General features: G+C 61.4%; 15 protein-coding genes. 6 read left to right on the forward strand and 9 right to left on the reverse strand.

Annotated elements, in window-relative coordinates; translation table 11 throughout:
* Window positions 1–212: 212 nt before the first annotated feature.
* From ftsA to murC, 5 genes are all read right to left on the reverse strand, one after another.
* Window positions 213–1,538, reverse strand: a complete 1,326-nt coding sequence (ftsA, locus tag WEU32_RS11275; protein WP_312136081.1) for a cell division protein FtsA — start codon at window positions 1,536–1,538, stop codon at window positions 213–215.
* A gap of 23 nt (window positions 1,539–1,561) precedes the next feature.
* Entirely contained in the window at window positions 1,562–2,401 is an 840-nt protein-coding gene (locus WEU32_RS11280; RefSeq protein WP_312136078.1) for a cell division protein FtsQ/DivIB, read from the reverse strand.
* On the reverse strand, window positions 2,389–3,324 hold the full coding sequence (locus WEU32_RS11285) for a D-alanine--D-alanine ligase (protein ID WP_406851938.1): 936 nt from the start codon (window positions 3,322–3,324) through the stop codon (window positions 2,389–2,391). Before WEU32_RS11285 ends, WEU32_RS11280 begins: the two co-directional genes overlap by 13 nt.
* A gap of 147 nt (window positions 3,325–3,471) precedes the next feature.
* A complete protein-coding gene (gene murB / locus WEU32_RS11290) occupies window positions 3,472–4,383 on the reverse strand; it encodes a UDP-N-acetylmuramate dehydrogenase (RefSeq protein WP_406851939.1) in 912 nt (303 codons plus the stop codon).
* 12 nt (window positions 4,384–4,395) lie between these two features.
* Window positions 4,396–5,835, reverse strand: coding sequence for a UDP-N-acetylmuramate--L-alanine ligase (murC, locus tag WEU32_RS11295; protein ID WP_406851940.1), 1,440 nt, complete (start codon window positions 5,833–5,835; stop codon window positions 4,396–4,398).
* A 288-nt stretch (window positions 5,836–6,123) separates the two neighbouring features.
* Between murC and WEU32_RS11300 the strand changes: the two genes are divergently transcribed.
* Window positions 6,124–7,203: a site-specific DNA-methyltransferase gene (locus WEU32_RS11300; RefSeq protein WP_312136066.1), complete on the forward strand. Its 1,080-nt coding sequence runs from the start codon at window positions 6,124–6,126 to the stop codon at window positions 7,201–7,203.
* Window positions 7,204–7,272: 69 nt separating this feature from the next.
* On the opposite strand, the gene mutY is transcribed toward WEU32_RS11300, so the two are convergent.
* On the reverse strand, window positions 7,273–8,307 hold the full coding sequence (gene mutY, locus WEU32_RS11305; protein WP_406851941.1) for an A/G-specific adenine glycosylase: 1,035 nt from the start codon (window positions 8,305–8,307) through the stop codon (window positions 7,273–7,275).
* A gap of 82 nt (window positions 8,308–8,389) precedes the next feature.
* Between mutY and WEU32_RS11310 the strand changes: the two genes are divergently transcribed.
* The 4 genes from WEU32_RS11310 to smc all read left to right on the forward strand — a co-directional run bounded on the left by WEU32_RS11310 (window position 8,390) and on the right by smc (window position 13,848).
* Window positions 8,390–8,968, forward strand: coding sequence for a DciA family protein (locus tag WEU32_RS11310; RefSeq protein ID WP_312812225.1), 579 nt, complete (start codon window positions 8,390–8,392; stop codon window positions 8,966–8,968).
* A gap of 102 nt (window positions 8,969–9,070) precedes the next feature.
* Window positions 9,071–9,703: a DsbA family protein gene (locus tag WEU32_RS11315; RefSeq protein ID WP_312136059.1), complete on the forward strand. Its 633-nt coding sequence runs from the start codon at window positions 9,071–9,073 to the stop codon at window positions 9,701–9,703.
* Between the two features lie 11 nt (window positions 9,704–9,714).
* Window positions 9,715–10,401 (forward strand): thioredoxin domain-containing protein, encoded by a 687-nt coding sequence (locus WEU32_RS11320; RefSeq protein ID WP_406851942.1) that lies wholly within the window; start codon window positions 9,715–9,717, stop codon window positions 10,399–10,401.
* Between the two features lie 6 nt (window positions 10,402–10,407).
* On the forward strand, window positions 10,408–13,848 hold the full coding sequence (gene smc / locus WEU32_RS11325) for a chromosome segregation protein SMC (protein WP_406851943.1): 3,441 nt from the start codon (window positions 10,408–10,410) through the stop codon (window positions 13,846–13,848).
* Here smc and WEU32_RS11330 read toward each other — a convergent pair.
* Complete coding sequence (locus tag WEU32_RS11330) at window positions 13,835–14,557, reverse strand: WecB/TagA/CpsF family glycosyltransferase (protein ID WP_406851944.1); 723 nt, start codon at window positions 14,555–14,557, stop codon at window positions 13,835–13,837. The two genes, smc and WEU32_RS11330, sit on opposite strands and share 14 nt — an antisense overlap.
* Before the next feature lie 170 nt (window positions 14,558–14,727).
* Between WEU32_RS11330 and WEU32_RS11335 the strand changes: the two genes are divergently transcribed.
* Window positions 14,728–15,198, forward strand: a complete 471-nt coding sequence (locus WEU32_RS11335) for a hypothetical protein (protein ID WP_406851945.1) — start codon at window positions 14,728–14,730, stop codon at window positions 15,196–15,198.
* Here WEU32_RS11335 and WEU32_RS11340 read toward each other — a convergent pair.
* The gene (locus WEU32_RS11340) at window positions 15,195–16,322 is read right to left on the reverse strand and encodes a mechanosensitive ion channel family protein (RefSeq protein WP_406851946.1); all 1,128 of its coding nucleotides are present in this window, start codon (window positions 16,320–16,322) and stop codon (window positions 15,195–15,197) included. The genes WEU32_RS11335 and WEU32_RS11340 overlap by 4 nt on opposite strands.
* Before the next feature lie 54 nt (window positions 16,323–16,376).
* Window positions 16,377–17,483 carry an undecaprenyldiphospho-muramoylpentapeptide beta-N-acetylglucosaminyltransferase gene (gene murG, locus WEU32_RS11345; protein WP_406851947.1) on the reverse strand — a complete coding sequence of 369 codons (1,107 nt, stop codon included), beginning with the start codon at window positions 17,481–17,483 and terminating at the stop codon, window positions 16,377–16,379.
* Between the last annotated feature and the right edge of the window lie 4 nt (window positions 17,484–17,487).

A 17,487-nucleotide genomic window follows, 5' to 3' on the forward strand; every position in this document is an offset into this window, starting at 1 on the left:
ACAAAAACAATAAACGAACATAGATATTCAAAACTTACGTCGATCGCATTTCCCGCCCGAGACAGGCAAAAAATAAAGCGGACCATTACCGGACCGCTTTAAAATCGTAGTGCATACGTGCACTACGAGAAGTTTAAAGAATATCGCTATCCGCTAGAATACCGGATAGTCAGTGCCAACAATCACAAACATCTTATCCAATGTAATAGATGTCAGAAATTATCACTTAGCCAGCCTGCAGCGCGGGATATGACGCCGCCACGATTGACGCGGGGGGCGTCGGCGGCGGTGACGTGCCGAGCCATCAGTTTGTGTGCCGATACTGCTTCGCGCGGGCCATAGGCAGCGCGCAGCAGGACGCCTGCGGCAGAACAGAAAGCCGGACCCGCCGCAGCTTCAGCAAGGTGTGGTGCGCGTTGCGGTCGACCTAGTCGAACGGAAGAGTGGTCAAACACGCGTTCAGCCAACTCACGCACGCCGTTCAACTGACTGGCACCGCCGGTCAGGACAATGCCCATACCCGGATCGATACGCATACCACCTGCACGCAAACGGTCGCGCATCAACTCCAGCGTCTCTTCGACGCGCGGGGCAATAATGGTTTTCAACATGGCGCGCGGCCACACTACCGGACCGGCGGACGGGTCTTCGCCACGTGGCGGAGCCTCGACCATTTCGCGGTCCTCGTTATTGCTGGCCATGGCCGAGCCGTGCAACGTCTTGAGGCGCTCTGCCCCCGCGCGCGAAGTTGTCATACCACGGGCAATATCGGCGGTGACGTGATCGCCACCGACGCTGACGCTTTCGATATGTAGCAAGGAGCGACCGCCCCAGACCGCTGCCGAAGTGGTCCCTGCCCCCATGTCGATACACAGGGCCCCCAGTTCCATCTCGTCCTCTTCCAGCGCCGCCAGCGATGTCACCAGAGGTGCCGCCGCCACACCCTGAAGATCAAGATGAGCACGTTCCAGACAATTACTCAGGGCCCCGAATGCCCCCTCGGCCATCGAGATTACCAGCAGATCCAGCCCAAGCGTCCGCCCCTGCAGATAGCGCGGATCATGGACGCCGCGCGCACCATCCACCGACCATGCAACCGGCAGCACATGGATCGGACGACGATTCGGCAGACTGATCTTGGAAAGAGCCGCACCGATGGCGCGCGCCAGATCATGATCGGAAATCGGATTTGCACTCAGCGAGACACTGGCCGAGACACGATGGCTGGCCATCTGGCCAATCGAAGACGTGACCACCACACCCGATACCGTCAGCCCCGCCGCGCGCTCTGCACGCTCGACTGCGCGCGCGATCGCATCGGCGGCGTCTTCCATATTGACGATCACACCACCGCGCACGCCCTTGGACTGGACATGGCCAGCCCCCGCGACACGGATGGTATTGTCGGCACGGCGTACCCCGTCCGGTTTCATGATAAAGCAGGCGACCTTGGACTGGCCTAGATCAAGCGCAGCCACGGCAGGCGACTTCGCCGAACCGACCTGATCCGCTTTCTTGTCCCGCAGAAGTCCGATCATCTTCTTTTCCTCCCGCGAAATAGTCAGGCGTCCCCTTCGGAAGGCCGGATAGCCACTTCCTCGGGGGTGCGAAGGTCAACACGGGCAAAGCCCAAATCCAGAAGGCGTTCGCGCTGGTCCAGCGCATCAAGGCGGATCAGGGCCGAATCCTGATCGACCGCCGGAAGCTGGATGATACCGCCACCTTTGAGACGCAAGTCCCAGCGGCGCTCATCCACGCGCACCAGAGCATCCACCCGCTTCATCAGATCGGGACGCTGACGCAACAAGGGCACAATATCGGCGGCGGCCTGGTCGGCCCCCTTGCCTACCACCAGAGGCAGTTCGGGATAGCGACCGGCATCGGCCCCGTTAATCACCAGTCCGTCGGCATCGATGACATGGGCCTTGCCGCCCATCTGCCAGACGGCCAGACGGTTATGTTCGCGCACATCAACAATAATGGTATCCGGCAGAAGTCGCACCACGCGCGCCTCCTTGACCCAACCCACCTGCTCGACACGCTGGCGCACCGCCTCCAGATCTAGACTGACCATCGGTTGGTTCTGATACAGCCCCACGGCGCGCTGCACCGGCCCCAGAGCCTCGGGTGACGCACCGGTCACATGGACCTTGTCCAGCTTCAGCCCCATGCCCACGGTCACGGTGTCCAGCTTTTCCTGCATCGAGGCCGAAATACGCTCGGCCCGCGCACCAGTCGCCAGCACAGCCGCCAGAACCGCAACGCCGCCGATCAGGCAGGCCACGACCACGCGCGGCGACATGTCCATGCGGCCAACGGCATCCATACGGCCTTGAGGCTTGCCGCGTGCGGCCTGCCCCTTGCCCGATTGTCGTTTACCGCCGCGAACTACCGCCGGCATGAAGCATCCTCCACCAACCAACGCACAAGATTGCGATAATCCATACCCGCATGGGCAGCCTGCTCGGGCGCGAGCGAGGTCGGTGTCATGCCGGGTTGGGTGTTGACCTCCAGCAAGACAAGAAGATCGTTAACGTCGTCATAACGGAAATCGGATCGCGACACCCCGCGACAGCCCATGGCCGTGTGCGCCAGCTCGGCCTGACGTAAAGCCTTGTCAAAAACATGCTGTGGCAGTTGGGCAGGCAGGACATGGACCGAACCGCCCTCGGCGTATTTGGCCTCATAATCATAAAAGCCCTTGGTAGGCGTAATGTCGGTAATGGTCAGGGCGCGTGGGCCATCGGCCTCGCCCAGCACGGTCACAGCCAGTTCCTTGCCCGCAACGAACGGCTCGACCATGATCATGTCGCCATAGGTCCAGCTGTCTTCGCCCACGGCAGCGACAGGAGCATCGCCATCATAAACCACATAGACCCCGACCGAAGAGCCTTCGGCATTGGGTTTGACCACATAGGGGGGCGGAATGACGTGGGTAGTCGCCACCAGCTTGCGGTCGAACAGGCCACCACCGGGCACAATAACGCCAGATGCCGCCAGCACAGCCTTGGAACGGTTCTTGTCCATGGCCAAAGCCGAGGCCAGTACACCCGAATGGGTATAGGGGATGGCCAGCGTCTCCAGCACACCCTGCACGCAACCGTCCTCGCCCCACACACCGTGCAGAGCATTGAACACAACATCGGGTTTCAGATCGGCCAGCACTTGCGCCAGATCACGACCCGCATCAATGCGGCTGACCTTGGCCACCTGCCCTTCCAAGGCATCGGCGCACAGTATGCCGGAATCCAGCGAAACATTACGTTCCGAAGACAGCCCGCCCATCAGGACGGCAACATGAAGAGTGTGAAGTGGCGCGCGCATGAGACAATCCGAAGACTAGCCTCCCCCTATCACCTCAATAGGGTTAACCACTTGGAAACGATAGTGGCCAGACGCGCGGCCAAGCTCGAAAAAAGTGCATCAAACAGGGGATGATTTTCACCCCCTGCGTGTATGCACCGTCGGGTCTTAACCCGGACGGCCGATACGTTTGATTTCCCAGCTCAGCTGAATGCCCGTCTTGGAGAACACATCCTGACGCACCACTTCGCCCAGACCTTCAAGATCGGCCGCAGTGGCCTCGCCGGGATTGATCATGAAGTTGGAATGAAGCTCGCTGAATTTTGCACCACCGCCGGTCATCTTGAACAGCTTGCCGCGCCAACCCGCCTGATCGACCAGCTTCCAGGAGGAATGTCCTTCGGGGTTTTTAAAGGTCGAGCCGCCGGTCTTTTCACGGATCGGCTGGGTGGTTTCGCGGCGTTTTGTGATGGCCTTGATACGTTCCGCCACAGCTTCGGGCGCGTCGGCCGTGCCCTGATAGGTCGCTTCCGTCCAGATAATGTCGATCGGCGCGTTGGAATGACGATAGGTATAGCCGAACTGCTCGACCGTCATTTCCACCTTCTCGCCCTTGCGGTTCACACCGCGTGCCGAGACCAGAACGTCTTTGGTTTCCGAACCATAGCAGCCCGCATTCATCGTCAGCGCACCGCCGATAGACCCCGGAATACCGGCATAGAATTCCAGCCCCCCAATGCCAGCCTTGGCCGAAGCCCTGGCCACCATGGAATCCAGAGCGCCCGAACCGGCTGTAATGGTCAGGCCGTCAGTCGTCACCTGCCCCCATGCACGACCCGCCAGACGGATAACCACACCGGCCATACCGCCATCGCGCACAATAACGTTTGATCCGACACCCAGAGGATAGACTGGAACCTCGGCAGGCAGGGCCTTGAGGAAGTCCACCAGATCGTCTTCATCGGCAGGGATAAACAGGGCATCGGCTTTGCCGCCGACACGGAACCAGGTGTATTGGCCCAGTTCTTCGTTAAGCAGCAGCTTGCCGCGCACGCTTGGAAGGTTGTCAGTCCAGTACATGGCAGTCTCCCTTTAGGCCAGTGCTTCGAGTTGGGCAGGCAGGGCATAGGCCCATGATGTAATGTCACCTGCACCCAGGCAGACCACCAGATCTCCCGGCTTGGCCTCGTCACGGATCACACGCGGCAGTGTGGCTGCACTTTCCAGCGCCGCAACCTGACGGTGGCCATAGCGCTTGATGCCGCTGACCAGAGCATGTTTGTCCACGCCCTCAATCGGCTGTTCCCCCGCCGGATAGACATCGGCCACCAGCACACTGTCGGCATCCGAGAAACAGGTCGAGAAATCGGCCATCAGGTCGCGCAGGCGCGTATAGCGGTGCGGCTGGACCACGGCGATCACGCGACCCGACTGCTCGGCATTATGAACCACCTGACGTGCAGCCTTCAGAACAGCGGCGATTTCCACCGGATGGTGGCCGTAATCGTCGATCACGCGCACACCGTGCGCCACGCCCGTGGTGGTAAAGCGGCGCTTCACGCCACCAAAACCGGCCAGACCCGAGCGGATCGAGGCGTCGTCGACACCCACCTCGCGGGCGACCGAAATAGCCGCCAGAGCATTCGACACATTGTGCCAGCCTGCCATCGGCAGACGCACGCGCTCGATGCGCTGGTCCTCGTCGCTGGCATGGCGGCCACGGATAATGACATCGAAGGTCGAGCCGTCCGGATCCATGTCCACATTTTCGGCGCGAACCATGGCCTGAGGGTTCAGGCCATAGGTAATCAGGCGGCGATTGGTGATCTGGGCCGCCAGCTTCTGCACTTCGGGGTGATCCAGACAGACCACACCGAAACCATAGAAGGGCGTATCCTCTATAAAGTCGCGGAAGGCCTTCTTGACGGCATCGAAGTCGCCGTAATGGTCCAGATGCTCGGGGTCGATATTGGTGATCATCGCCACGGTGCACTTCAGGCGCAGGAACGAGCCGTCCGATTCATCGGCCTCGACCACGATCCAGTCACCGTCGCCCACCTTGGCATTGGTGCCATAGGCATTGATGATGCCGCCGTTCACAACGGTCGGATCAAGGTTACCGGCATCCAGAAGTGCCGCGACCATAGAGGTGGTGGTGGTTTTACCGTGGGTGCCACCGACGCCAATCGAGAATTGCAGGCGCATCAGTTCGGCCAGCATTTCTGCACGGCGCACCACCGGAATGCGGCGCTCGCGCGCTTCCATCATTTCAGGGTTCTCGGCCTTGACTGCCGTTGAATAGACGACAGCCGAAACCCCCTCGGTGATATGGGCCGCGTCGTGGCCGATATAGATACGGGCACCCAGCTTTTCCAAGCGTTCGGTATTGGCACTGGCCTTGGCGTCCGAGCCCTGCACTTGATAGCCGATCTTGAGCATGATTTCGGCAATGCCGCTCATGCCAATACCGCCGATGCCGACGAAGTGGACTGGACCTAGGGAAAACGGGACGGGGCGAAGACGACGGATCATTTACGCCTCATAGCCTTGTCCGCGCCCGCTTAGAAGTGGGGGACAGGATCAAGCGTTGCGAAATTCGACCAAGTCGCACAACCGAAAGAAGAAAATCGGCTTTAACCTTCGGGGGCGCAAAAAATAATTCTCACATCGCAATTTCGCTTGAACCCTTATCCACCGGAGTCTCGGGACTCACAAAAATCAGCGTTTGACTCTTCGAAGAATCAGAAAAGCGATTTGATTACCAACCGTTAACCACGATGACTCACCATGCGCCCTCAACACCACGGGGCCACTACATCCATGTCCGATATTCAAACCGACGTCATTCTTCGCGGCGACTGCATCGAGCGCCTGAAGGGCCTACCAGACAAGTCGGTGGACATGGTTTTCGCCGACCCGCCCTATAACCTGCAACTGGGCGGCGACCTGCTGCGTCCCGACAACTCGAAAGTCGATGCCGTCGACGACGAGTGGGACAAGTTCGACAGCTTTGCCGCCTATGACGCCTTCACGCGTGCATGGCTGAAAGAATGCCAGCGCGTCCTTAAAGACGACGGCACGCTGTGGGTGATCGGCTCCTATCACAACATCTTCCGTCTCGGCTCGGCGATGCAGGACCTCGGTTTCTGGGTTCTGAACGACATCATCTGGCGCAAGTCGAACCCGATGCCGAACTTCAAAGGCACGCGCTTCACCAACGCCCACGAGACGCTGATCTGGGCCGCCAAGTCGCGCGATCAAAAGCGTTACACCTTCAACTACGACGCTCTGAAGGTCTTCAACGAAGACACCCAGATGCGCTCGGACTGGACGCTGGCCCTTTGCACCGGCTCAGAACGTCTGAAGGACGCAGACGGCAACAAGGCCCACCCGACCCAGAAACCCGAAGCTCTGCTTCACCGCGTGATCCTGTCGGCCACCCGCACCGGCGATGTGATCCTCGATCCGTTCTTTGGCACCGGCACCACGGGTGCAGCGGCCAAGCGTCTGGGCCGTCACTTCATCGGTATCGAGCGTGACGAAGGCTATGCCGATGTCGCTCAGGCCCGTATCGATGCGGTCATTCCGGCAGCGCCCGAAGATCTGGTTGTGACCGGCTCCAAAAAGGCCGAGCCAAAGGTGCCGTTCGGCGCACTGGTCGAGGCGGGCCTTCTGACCCCCGGCGACAAACTATATTGCCCCAAGGGTGACCACGAGGCCCGCGTGCGCGCCGACGGTTCGCTGATCTCCGGTTCGCTGACCGGCTCGATCCACAAGCTGGGTGCCCTACTGGAAAATGCACCGGCCTGTAACGGCTGGACCTACTGGCGCTTCAAGACCGATCAAGGTCTGCGCCCGATCGACAGCCTGCGCGCCGAAATCCGCGCCGGTATGCAGTAATACTTAAACGGTAAGGGCGGCGCATCGCCCCAACTGCCAAGGGTCGCTTCGCGAGAAGCGGCCCTTTTCTTATGCCCCCAAGGCCCGCTCCAGCGCCTTGCGGAAGACCGTCGGCAGGGATTTCAGCGCCTCTTCCTCGTCCATCCACACTAGAGCCGGATCATCAACCTGTCCCGTCGCAACATGGACCGTCAGATCCAGCGAGAAATGCGTAAAGACGTGGTTGATCGTACCCGCCTCTGCCCAGTCTGCTTCGAATGGCGGCACATAGGCCGGATTAGTTTCCCACTCCGATCCCACCAGACCCAGCATCCCGCCCAGCAAGCCTTTATCGGCCCGACGAACCAATCCCACCCTGCCCTTACCGTCACGCAATAAAAAAGCATGGCCCAGCCGATGTGGACGCTCGGCCTTTTTGGCCTTCTTCGGATAGGATTGCGGATCGCCCTGCTTATAGGCCGCACAACCGAATGACAGCGGACATTCCCCGCACAGCGGCGATTTCGGTCGACAAATCCGTGCGCCCAAATCCATCAAGGCTTGTGGCCAGTCACTGGGCCGGTGATCGCTGACAAACAGCCCAGCCAGACGTTTCAGCTCCGACCTAGCCGCAGGCAGTTCGGCTTCAACTGCAAACAGTCGGCTCATCACCCGTTCGACATTGCCATCGACCACATTGGCAGGACGACCAAAGGCAATCGCCGCCACCGCCGCCGCCGTATAGCTGCCGACGCCCTTCAGCTTCAGAAGCGCCTCTTCGGTATCGGGGAACACGCCTTCATACTCATTGGCCACCATCCGCGCACAGGCCAGAAGGTTGCGGGCGCGGGCATAATATCCAAGCCCCGCCCATGCCGCCATGACATCGGCATCCTCTGCCGCCGCCAGATCACTGACGGTGGGCCAGCGTGCGGTAAAGGCGTTGAAGTAAGGTGCCGCATGGACCGTGGTGGTCTGCTGCAACATGATTTCGGACATCCAGACCCGATAGGGATCGGTGCGCGTCACCTCGCCCGGTTCGGTGCGCCATGGCAGGGTGCGGGCGCTTGCATCATACCAGTCCAGCAGCGCCGAACGCAGCGCCTTGATCTCGTTTGCCGTCATAGATTGTCCATAGCGGTTTTATTCATGGCAAACAGCCCGTTCCCCATCGGCAGACGCCTTCGTTTTAGTCTATAGTGCCGCCATGTCGCGCAGACCCCTGCCCACCGAAGAAGAAGCCCGCCGGATTCTGGCCCAGCGCCGGACCAAGCCGCCTATGCGGCCCCCGCCGCGCGCCTCGCATAAGCTCCAGAAATTCATCAAGTCGCTGGATGATAAGTTTGGCCGCAGCGCCAACAGCCTTGAAGGCCGCTGGGTCGAGATTGTCGGCGAGCGACTGGCCCGCGTGACCCGACCTGTCAAAATCATCAAGGCCAGAGGTAACACCCCCGGTGTGCTGGAACTGCGCGTGATGACATCCGCGGCCCTGTTCGTCCAACATCAGCAGCAAGACATCATCTCGCAGGTCAACCTGTTTCTGGGCGCAGAAACCGTTGGCAAGATTCGTATCCAGCAAGGACCGGTCAAACCTCTGGACGCCACGGCCCAACCCAAACCCAAAACCCGCTCCCTACCGCCCCTACCTCCACTTCCTCCCGCCGAAGAAGCTGAGCTAGAAGCCTCTGTGGAGCACCTTCCCGAACCGTTGCGCAAGGCTTTGACCCGATTGGGCAAGGCCGCCTATGCCCGCAGCCGTGATGAAGCGAACGATCCGTACCGTTGACAAAGGGCTAGCCCTCTGTTTGCCGTAAACACAACAGGATGTGGCAGTGGACGATTCCTCTGTCCCGTCTTCCTTTTTGATATCTGAACCCGGGTTTTTACCATGGCTCCTAAGTTTAAGTTTGCGGCGATGAGCCGCCGCGCCGCAATCACCGCCGCCGCTATGGGTGCCATGCTGGTGGTGTCCGGTTGCTCGGGCGGCTCGACCAGCTCTGCCGAGGGCGACATGGCCAAGGGCGCACCGGAAGGTGCCAAGGTCACTGTGGTTGAATACGCCTCCGTCACCTGCGGCGCGTGCGCGGCCTGGAACGAGCAGATCTGGCCGGAATTCAAAACCAAATACGTCGACACCAACAAAGTGCGTTTCGTGTTCCGCGAATTCCCGACCCCGCCGCAAGACATTGCCGCCGCCGGTTTCATGCTGGCCCGCTGCGCTGGCGAGGACAAATATTTCGACGTCCTGCACGCCATCATGGCGTCACAGCGTGAATGGCAGGCCGGTATCGATCCGCGCCAGAGCCTGAACCGCATTGCTCAGGGCGCTGGTCTGTCACCGGCAGAAATCGAAACCTGCCTCAATGACAAGAAGGCTGTGGCTGATCTGGAAAAACGTATCCAGACCGCCATCAAGGCTGGCGTCACCGGCACGCCGACCTTCTTCGTCAATGACAAGCGCGTGGCCGATCCGAGCCTCGCTGGCCTGTCCGCGGCGATTGACGCCGAACTGGCCAAGTAAGGAAATACGCTATGGGTAGGCGATTGCTTTCTCCGGCTTCGTTGGTAGCTGTTTCGGCCGCTCTCGGAAGCCTGTTCATGACTCCGGCCATGGCCGAGACGGCATCGCCGACCCGCGCGCCCGCAACGGCGCGCCCTCTCGCGGCTGCGGCTCCGGCTGTGGCGGCGTCGGTGACAACACCCTTGGCCAGCGACCGCGTATTGGGTCGTGCCGATGCGCCGATCACCATCATCGAATATGCCAGCTTCACCTGTTCGCACTGCGCGAACTTTACCAATTCGGTACTGCCCCATATCAGGGCCCAGTACATTGATACGGGCAAGGCCAAGCTGATCTTCCGTGATCTGCCGACCGCCCCTGTGCAGGTGTCGCAACTGGCCGCCGCCATCGCGCGTTGCGCGGCACCGGATCGTTTCTTCACCGTGGCCGACCATCTGATGCATGACCAGTCCGAGGCTTTTTCTTCGGGCAAGATTGGCGAATGGTTCATGCAGGCCATCGCATTATCCGGTCGCACCGAAGAGCAAATCAGCACCTGTGTTTCGGCTCCGGCGACCAAAACCAGCATCGACAGCGACACCGAAAGCGCCATCGCAGTCGGTGTTACGGGTACGCCTGCCCTGTTCGTCAACGGCAAGCGCGTTGCCAACCCGACGCTGGAAGGTATGACCGAAGCTCTCGCACCGCTGGCACACTAAAGGCCCATGCATTTCCAGCGCCTTCGGCTATCGGGCTTCAAGTCCTTCGTCGATCCCGCCGAGGTTCAGATTGAACCGGGCCTTACCGGGATCGTCGGGCCGAACGGCTGCGGCAAGTCGAACGTGCTGGAAAGCCTGCGCTGGGTCATGGGCGCGAACTCCGCCAAGGCCATGCGCGGTCAGGGCATGGAGGATGTGATCTTTGCAGGGGCTGCGGGCCGACCGCCGCGCAACCATGCCGAAGTCATCCTAACCGTCGATAACAGCCAGCATCGCGCGCCCCAGCCCTTTACCGATCAGGATGTGCTGGAAGTTTCGCGCAAGATCGAGCGCGGGCGCGGCTCTACCTATCGTATCAATGGCAAGGAAGTGCGGGCGCGCGACGTCCAGCTTCTGTTCGCCGATGCCTCGACGGGGGCGAACTCTCCGGCCCTAGTGCGTCAGGGCCAGATTTCCGAACTTATCGCCGCCAAACCCCAAAACCGCCGCCGCATTCTCGAAGAAGCCGGTGGCGTGGCGGGTCTACACACCCGCCGTCACGAGGCCGAACTGCGTCTGAAGGCCGCCGAGACGAACCTCGACCGCCTCGATGATATCGGCAAGGAGCTGGAAAGCACCCTTAACCGCCTGAAGCGCGAAGCCCGTCAGGCCGAAAAATACAAAAAAATCAGCGCCGAAATCCGCGCCCTTCAGGCCGCGCTTTTGTATGTACGCTGGACCGATGCCAAACAGGCGCAAGAGGTTGCGCGTCAGGAACTGCGTCAGGCCGAAAAGGCCGTGGCCGAAACCGCAACCGCTTCTGCTGCCTCCCAGACCGCCGCCCTCAACGCCCAAGAGGCGATGAAGCCCGTCCGCGAGGAAGATGCCGTCGCCGGTGTGCTTCTGCACCGCGCCACGCTGGAACGTGACCGTCTGGACATGGCCGAACAGGCCGCCCGCGCCGAGGTGGACCGCCTGAAGGCCGAGGTCGCGCGCATTGCCGCCGATATCGAGCGCGAAGAGCGCATGGCCGCCGATGCCCGCAAGGAACTGGACCGGATCGAAAACGATCTGTCCCGCCTGAAGGCCGAGATTGCCGCCGCCCCCGAACGCGGGCCGGAACTGGATCTCGCGGTCGCTGAAACCGAAGACGCCCGCAAACAGGCCGATGCCGAGGTGGAGCGCCTTGCCGGCACCCTCGCCGCCGTCGAGGCCCGCGCCAATGCCGAAAGCGCCCGCAAGCGCGACGCAGAAAGCCGCCTTGCCCGCGTCACCGCTCAACGCGATCAGGCGGTGCGCGAACGTGCCGCGCTGGGTCCACTGGAAACACCGGAAATCGCCGCCGCCGAAACGGCGCTGGCAACCGCCCAAGCCGAACTTCAAGCCGCCCGCGATGCGGTCGAGGCGGCCGAAAACGACCGCTCCGAAAAGGCCCGCGCCGAACAGGATGCCCGCACCAAGGCCCGCGAACTGGAAGACCGGCTTGGCCGTCTGCAAACCGAAGCGCGCGGCCTTGCCCAGCTTCTGGTGCAGGGTAAACGCCAGCACGCACCGGCCTTGGACAAGGTCTCCGCCGCCAAGGGCTATGAGGCCGCGCTGGCCGCCGCATTGGGTGAAGATCTTGATGCTGCGCTGGACAAGGCCGCGCCCGCCCACTGGGCTGGTGCCGATGCCGCGCCACATAGCTGGCCCGAGGGCGTCGAGCCTCTGTCGGCCCATGTGGATGCGCCCGATCAACTGGCCGCGCGTCTAGCCTTCTGTGGCGTTGCGCCCAAGGACAAGGCGGCAGACCTTGCGCGTACCCTTCCGCGTGGTGCGCGTCTGGTCACGCGTGAGGGCGATCTTTATCGCTGGGACGGTTTCGTCAACCGCGCCGAGGCCCCCCGCCCCGCCGCCGTGCGTCTGGCCCAGCGCACCCGCCATGCCGAGCTTGAAGCCGAGATCGACAAGGGCAAGCCCGCTCTGGAGGCCGCACAGGCCGCCATGCGCGCGGCTACCGACGCTTTCCGCGCCGCAGAGGACACCGTCAAACAGGCCCGCACCCGCCCGTTCGGCCTCGACAAGGCTGTCACCGGTGCCCGCGACCGCTTGGAGCATTTGCGCCGAGAACAGACCCGCAAAGAAGCCCGCGCCCAGTCGCTGGATGAAACCGTTACGCGCCTCGAGGCCGAAACGGCGGAAGCCCAGAGCGCCTGTGATGCCGCCCAGAATATCGAGGAAGCGTCCGAGACCATCGCCACCCTGCGCGGTGATCTGAACAATGCGCGCGGTGCCGCCGACAATGCCCGCCTTGCCGCCCAGAACGCGCGTTCACGCCGCGACGAGGAAGCGCGCGACCGCCAGCAGCGCGAGCAGCGCCAGCACAGCCTGACCCGCGCCCATGAAAGCTGGCTCGTGCGCTCCAAGGACAGCACAGGCCGCATCAAGTCGCTGGAAAAGGATGCCGACAAGGCCGCCGCCCAGTTGAAAAAAGCCGAGGAAGCGCCGCAGGGCTTTGCCGACCAACGCAACACACTGATGGACACGCTGGTCGAAGCCGAGAACCGCAAGAAGGCCGCGACCGACACCCTGCAACAGGTCGAGTTCGATGCCGCCGAGGCCGACCGCGCGGCGCGCGCTGCTGAAAGTCTGGCTGGACAAGCCCGCGAAGCCCGCGCCGCCCTGCAAGCCCGCGCCGAGGCCGCCGACGAAAAGCTAGGCGATGCCGACCGCAACCTTCGCGAAATGGCCCAGATGACGCCCGAAGAACTGGGCAAAAAGCTTCAGGAAGACGCCATTGCCCGCCCGCCCGACACGGCGGGGGCGGAAAACCTGCTGTTCGCGCTGGAACGCGAGCGCGAAGCCATGGGCGCGGTCAACCTGAGGGCCGAGGAAGAAGCGGCCGAATATGACGACCGCCTCGGGGCCATGAAGACCGAGCGGATCGACCTGACACAGGCGATTGCCAAGCTGCGCGACGGCATTGACGAACTGAACGCCGAAGGCCGCGAGCGCCTTCTGGCCGCGTTCGAAGTCATCAACGAGAATTTCAAAGCCCTTTTCGAGGCCCTGTTCGGCGGCGGTCAGGCCGAGCTGAAACTGGTGGAAAGCGATGATCCACTGGAAGCCGGCCTCGAAATCTTCGCCTGTCCACCAGGCAAGCGCCTATCGGTCATGAGCCTGATGTCGGGCGGCGAGCAGGCCCTGACGGCGGCGGCCCTGATCTTTGGCGTGTTTCTGGCCAACCCTGCCCCCGTCTGCGTACTGGACGAGGTGGACGCGCCTCTGGACGACGCCAATGTCGATCGCTTCTGCAAGATGCTGCACGAGATGCGTTCGCGCACCGACACCCGCTTCATCTGCATCACCCACAATCCGGTGACCATGAGCCGGATGGACCGCCTCTATGGCGTCACCATGCCCGAACGCGGTATGAGCCAGTTGGTCAGCGTCGACCTGAAACAGGCCGAAAATATTATCGCCGCCTGATAAGGTCGCGCAGGGCCGGTTTCAGCAGAAACCACGGCTCGTACAGATAGCGACTGGCCAGTCGTTTCGGGTCACTGCATAGACGGTATAGCCACTCCACGCCCCACTGCCCCATCCAGCGTGGCGCCGCATTCTGGACGCCCGCCTCATAATCGAAGGCGGCTCCGACCGGCAGGATCACACAGGGCGGCAAGACGTCTATATTGGCCGCGATCCACAACTCCTGTCGCGGCATCCCCATACCCACCAAAAGCACATCGGGCTGGAAACCCTCGATCTGTGTTAGGACCGCACGGTTTTCATCGCCTTGGGCATCGGTATCGAAAAAACCGTCCCGCGCTTCGAATGTAATGTCGGGATAGGTCATGGCCAGACGCCGTGTAGCCGATAACGCTACCCCCGGTGCCCCGCCTAGATAAAACACCCGCCAGCAGCGGTTATGCGCCATGGTCCAGAAACTGTCGCGCCAGTCCAGATAGGTCAGACGGTGCGCCAGTTCCGCCGGATGCCCCGTCATGCGGGCGAAACGGATCAGCGGCACCGAGTCGATCTGGATGACATCGGCCCGTTCATACATCTTCGCCATTTCGGGTGTGCGCGTAACCAGATACAGGCTGTGCAGATTGTGGTTGGCGATCAGATAGCCCCGCCGCAAACCGACCATGCGGTCGATCTGCATCATAAGCTCTGCCTCACACAGCAGGTCCATATCCTGCCCCATAATTTTCACACGGGGCGAGGACGTCTGGACTGCAGGCGGCCCGCGCCAACGCCGCCGCTGAGAAGGCCGCTTGGGCGATACATTGGATTCCGGCGCTTGCGGCTGTACAGGCTTGAGCGAGGGCGTTTGCATCCTCCATCCTTAGCGAACCACGATTAATGAGCCGTATGCTTTCCCTTTTATTCATCGCGATCGCGGTCGCCACCCCCGCTCTGGCCGGTGAAGACCCTGCGCAACAACTGATGCTGTCCGGTCAGGGCCGCTTTGCCCAGTTTGCCGATGTGGCCACACGTACAACGGGCCATGATGGACAGGTTCGCATGCGCGCCCTGCAACTCAGTACCGAGGCGATGGTTATCGGCCCACACACCTATGTCGGTGGCTGGTCGTGGTGGCAATTCGAGTGCAAGACCAATGGTCCGCATAGAGGATACCGTCAGGACTTTGCCTCGGTTCGCGATGATGGGCACATCGGGCCTTCTACCCCCACGCGCGATCAGCCCATGCTGCTGGCCCCCGGCGGCGATGCCGCAGAACTGGCCGCCATTGCCTGTGGCGATATCGAAATCCGTCTGGATGCCACTGACCTTGAAAGCGCATTGGCGCTGGCCAAAGCGAACGAGGACTAGTCCTCCAGCAGAATAGCCTGTTTGGGCAGCGGGGCCATTTCATAAAGATCCACGCGATCACGCGGCAAGGCTTCGCGACATTCATCACGCATGAAGGCCAGCATCTTTTCGCGAATCTCGCACTTCAGCTCAAAAGCCGCCGTCGCATTACGCGCTGTGGCGGTACAACGGATTTTGGCCGTCCGTTCGGTGATATCAAATACCACCAGCGCCACCGTATCCCCGTCCCAGTATATGGACGAATGGACGATCTGCTCCAACTTGGCTCGCAAACGATCTATCGGTGCCTCATAGTCCACCCAAAGAAAAGCGGGAGCCAGCAGGCGGGTATCCATGCGGGTCCAATTTTCGAACGGCTGCTGGATAAAATAGGTCAGCGGCAGGATGATCCGGCGCCAGTCCCACAGCTTGACCACCACATAGGTCGAGGTGATCTCCTCGACCCTGCCCCATTCGCCCTCGACCACCACGGCATCATCAATACGGATCGGCTGGGCCATGGCGATCTGGATGCCGGCAATCATATTGGCGAGGAAGGGTTGTAGGGCCAGACCGGCAACAATACCCACCACACCCGCCGAAGCCAGCAGAGACAAGCCCCATTGGCGTACGCCCGGTATAGTCAAAAGGGCAATCCCCACCGCCACCAGCATGATCAGCACCTGCACCACGCGGCGCAGGATGCGGGTCTGGGTTACGCGCTTGCGGGCATGGGTATTGGCGTCATCCTCAGTGTCATAGCGTTTCAGCTGCACCGTCGCGCCGGTATCGACCAGACTGACCAGCGACAAACCCAGCACCACCAGAAAGGCAAACAACAGGGTGCGACGCACTATCAGCGACATTTCCGGCGACAATGGCGACACCGTTACCGCCAGCGCCATCGCCATAATCATCACCAATCCGCCCAACTGGACGCGTCCGCGTTCCAGAGCCGTCCGCCAGAACGGATCGCGCTTGCGGGCCAGAAGTTTCAGCACCGCAAACACCGCATAGTTGGCCGCCCACCCGATGAAGGTGAACACCACCACGATAATGCTGATGACAGCCCATTTGGGCAGCCAGTTAAACTGTCGCCAAAGGGCGAAAACTTCATTGGTCAGATCAATGACGAACTGTGGCATGACACAAGCTTACCCGTGTTCTGGGAACGACCCAAGAGCCAGTATGTGTAACCCTCAGCGACCGCGCGCGTTGGCTGCTGCCTCGGCCAGATCGGCCAGACGTTCGGCAGCATCGGCAATGGCCACGCCCTTGGCCGCTGCCGACATGGCTGCAAGCTTGGCGGGGTCTTCCAGCACCGATTGCAGTATGCCCGTCAGGACCTCGGCGTTGAAATCATCCTCAGAAATACGCTTGGCCGCACCGGCTTCCAAAAGCACACGGGCGTTCAGGGTCTGGTGGTCGTCGGTGGCGATCTTGAGCGGGATCAGCACCGACGGCATGGCGGCAACCGCCAGTTCCGAGCAGGTCGAAGCCCCTGCCCGACCGATCACCAGATGCGCATCCGACAGACGCTTGGCCATGTCGTCAAAGAAGGGCGACACGTCGGCCTTGATACCGGCATCGGCATAGATTTTTTTGGCCGCTGCCACGTTCTCATAGCGGGCCTGTTGCGAGACATTCAGGCGCTTGCGAAGGGCTTCTGGCAGGTTGGCCAGAGCCTTGGGCGTTTCCTCGGACAGGATACGCGCGCCCTGACTGCCACCGGTAATCAGGATGTTGATGGTGCCCGTCTTGGACGGAGCCTTATAGGCGCGATCATATAGGGCGCGGATATCGGGGCGCACCGGATTACCAACAACATGGATATTGTCGGCCACCGACTTGGGCGCACGGCCCACGTTTGGGAAGGCCGAGGCCACCGTATCCACAGCCGCCGCCAGCATCCGGTTGGTCTTGCCCAGCACCGCATTCTGTTCGTGGATCACCGTGGCGCGGCGTGTGGCCAGCGCCGCCACCAGTGCCGGAGCCGACGGATAACCGCCAAACCCCACCACCACATCGGCCCCCAGCGCACTATAGGCAGTCGAAGCCTGACCCACGCCCTTGATGATGGCAAAGCCTGCTTTCAACATGCCGATTGGGCCAGAACCGGTAGCGGCATCCAGAGCAATAATCTTTTGCGCCGGAAAATTCTGGGCGTAATTCTGGCCGCGCTTGTCTGTCGCCAGCAGGACCGTCCAGCCCCGCGCCTTCATCACCTTGGCCAGGGCCTCTGCGGGGAACATGTGCCCCCCTGTTCCACCGGCAGCCACAACACAGACACGAGACGGAGCAGTCATAAGA

The sequence above is a fragment of the Brevundimonas sp. BH3 genome, assembly GCF_045345115.1.
In the GTDB taxonomy this organism is placed as follows: Bacteria; Pseudomonadota; Alphaproteobacteria; order Caulobacterales; family Caulobacteraceae; genus Brevundimonas.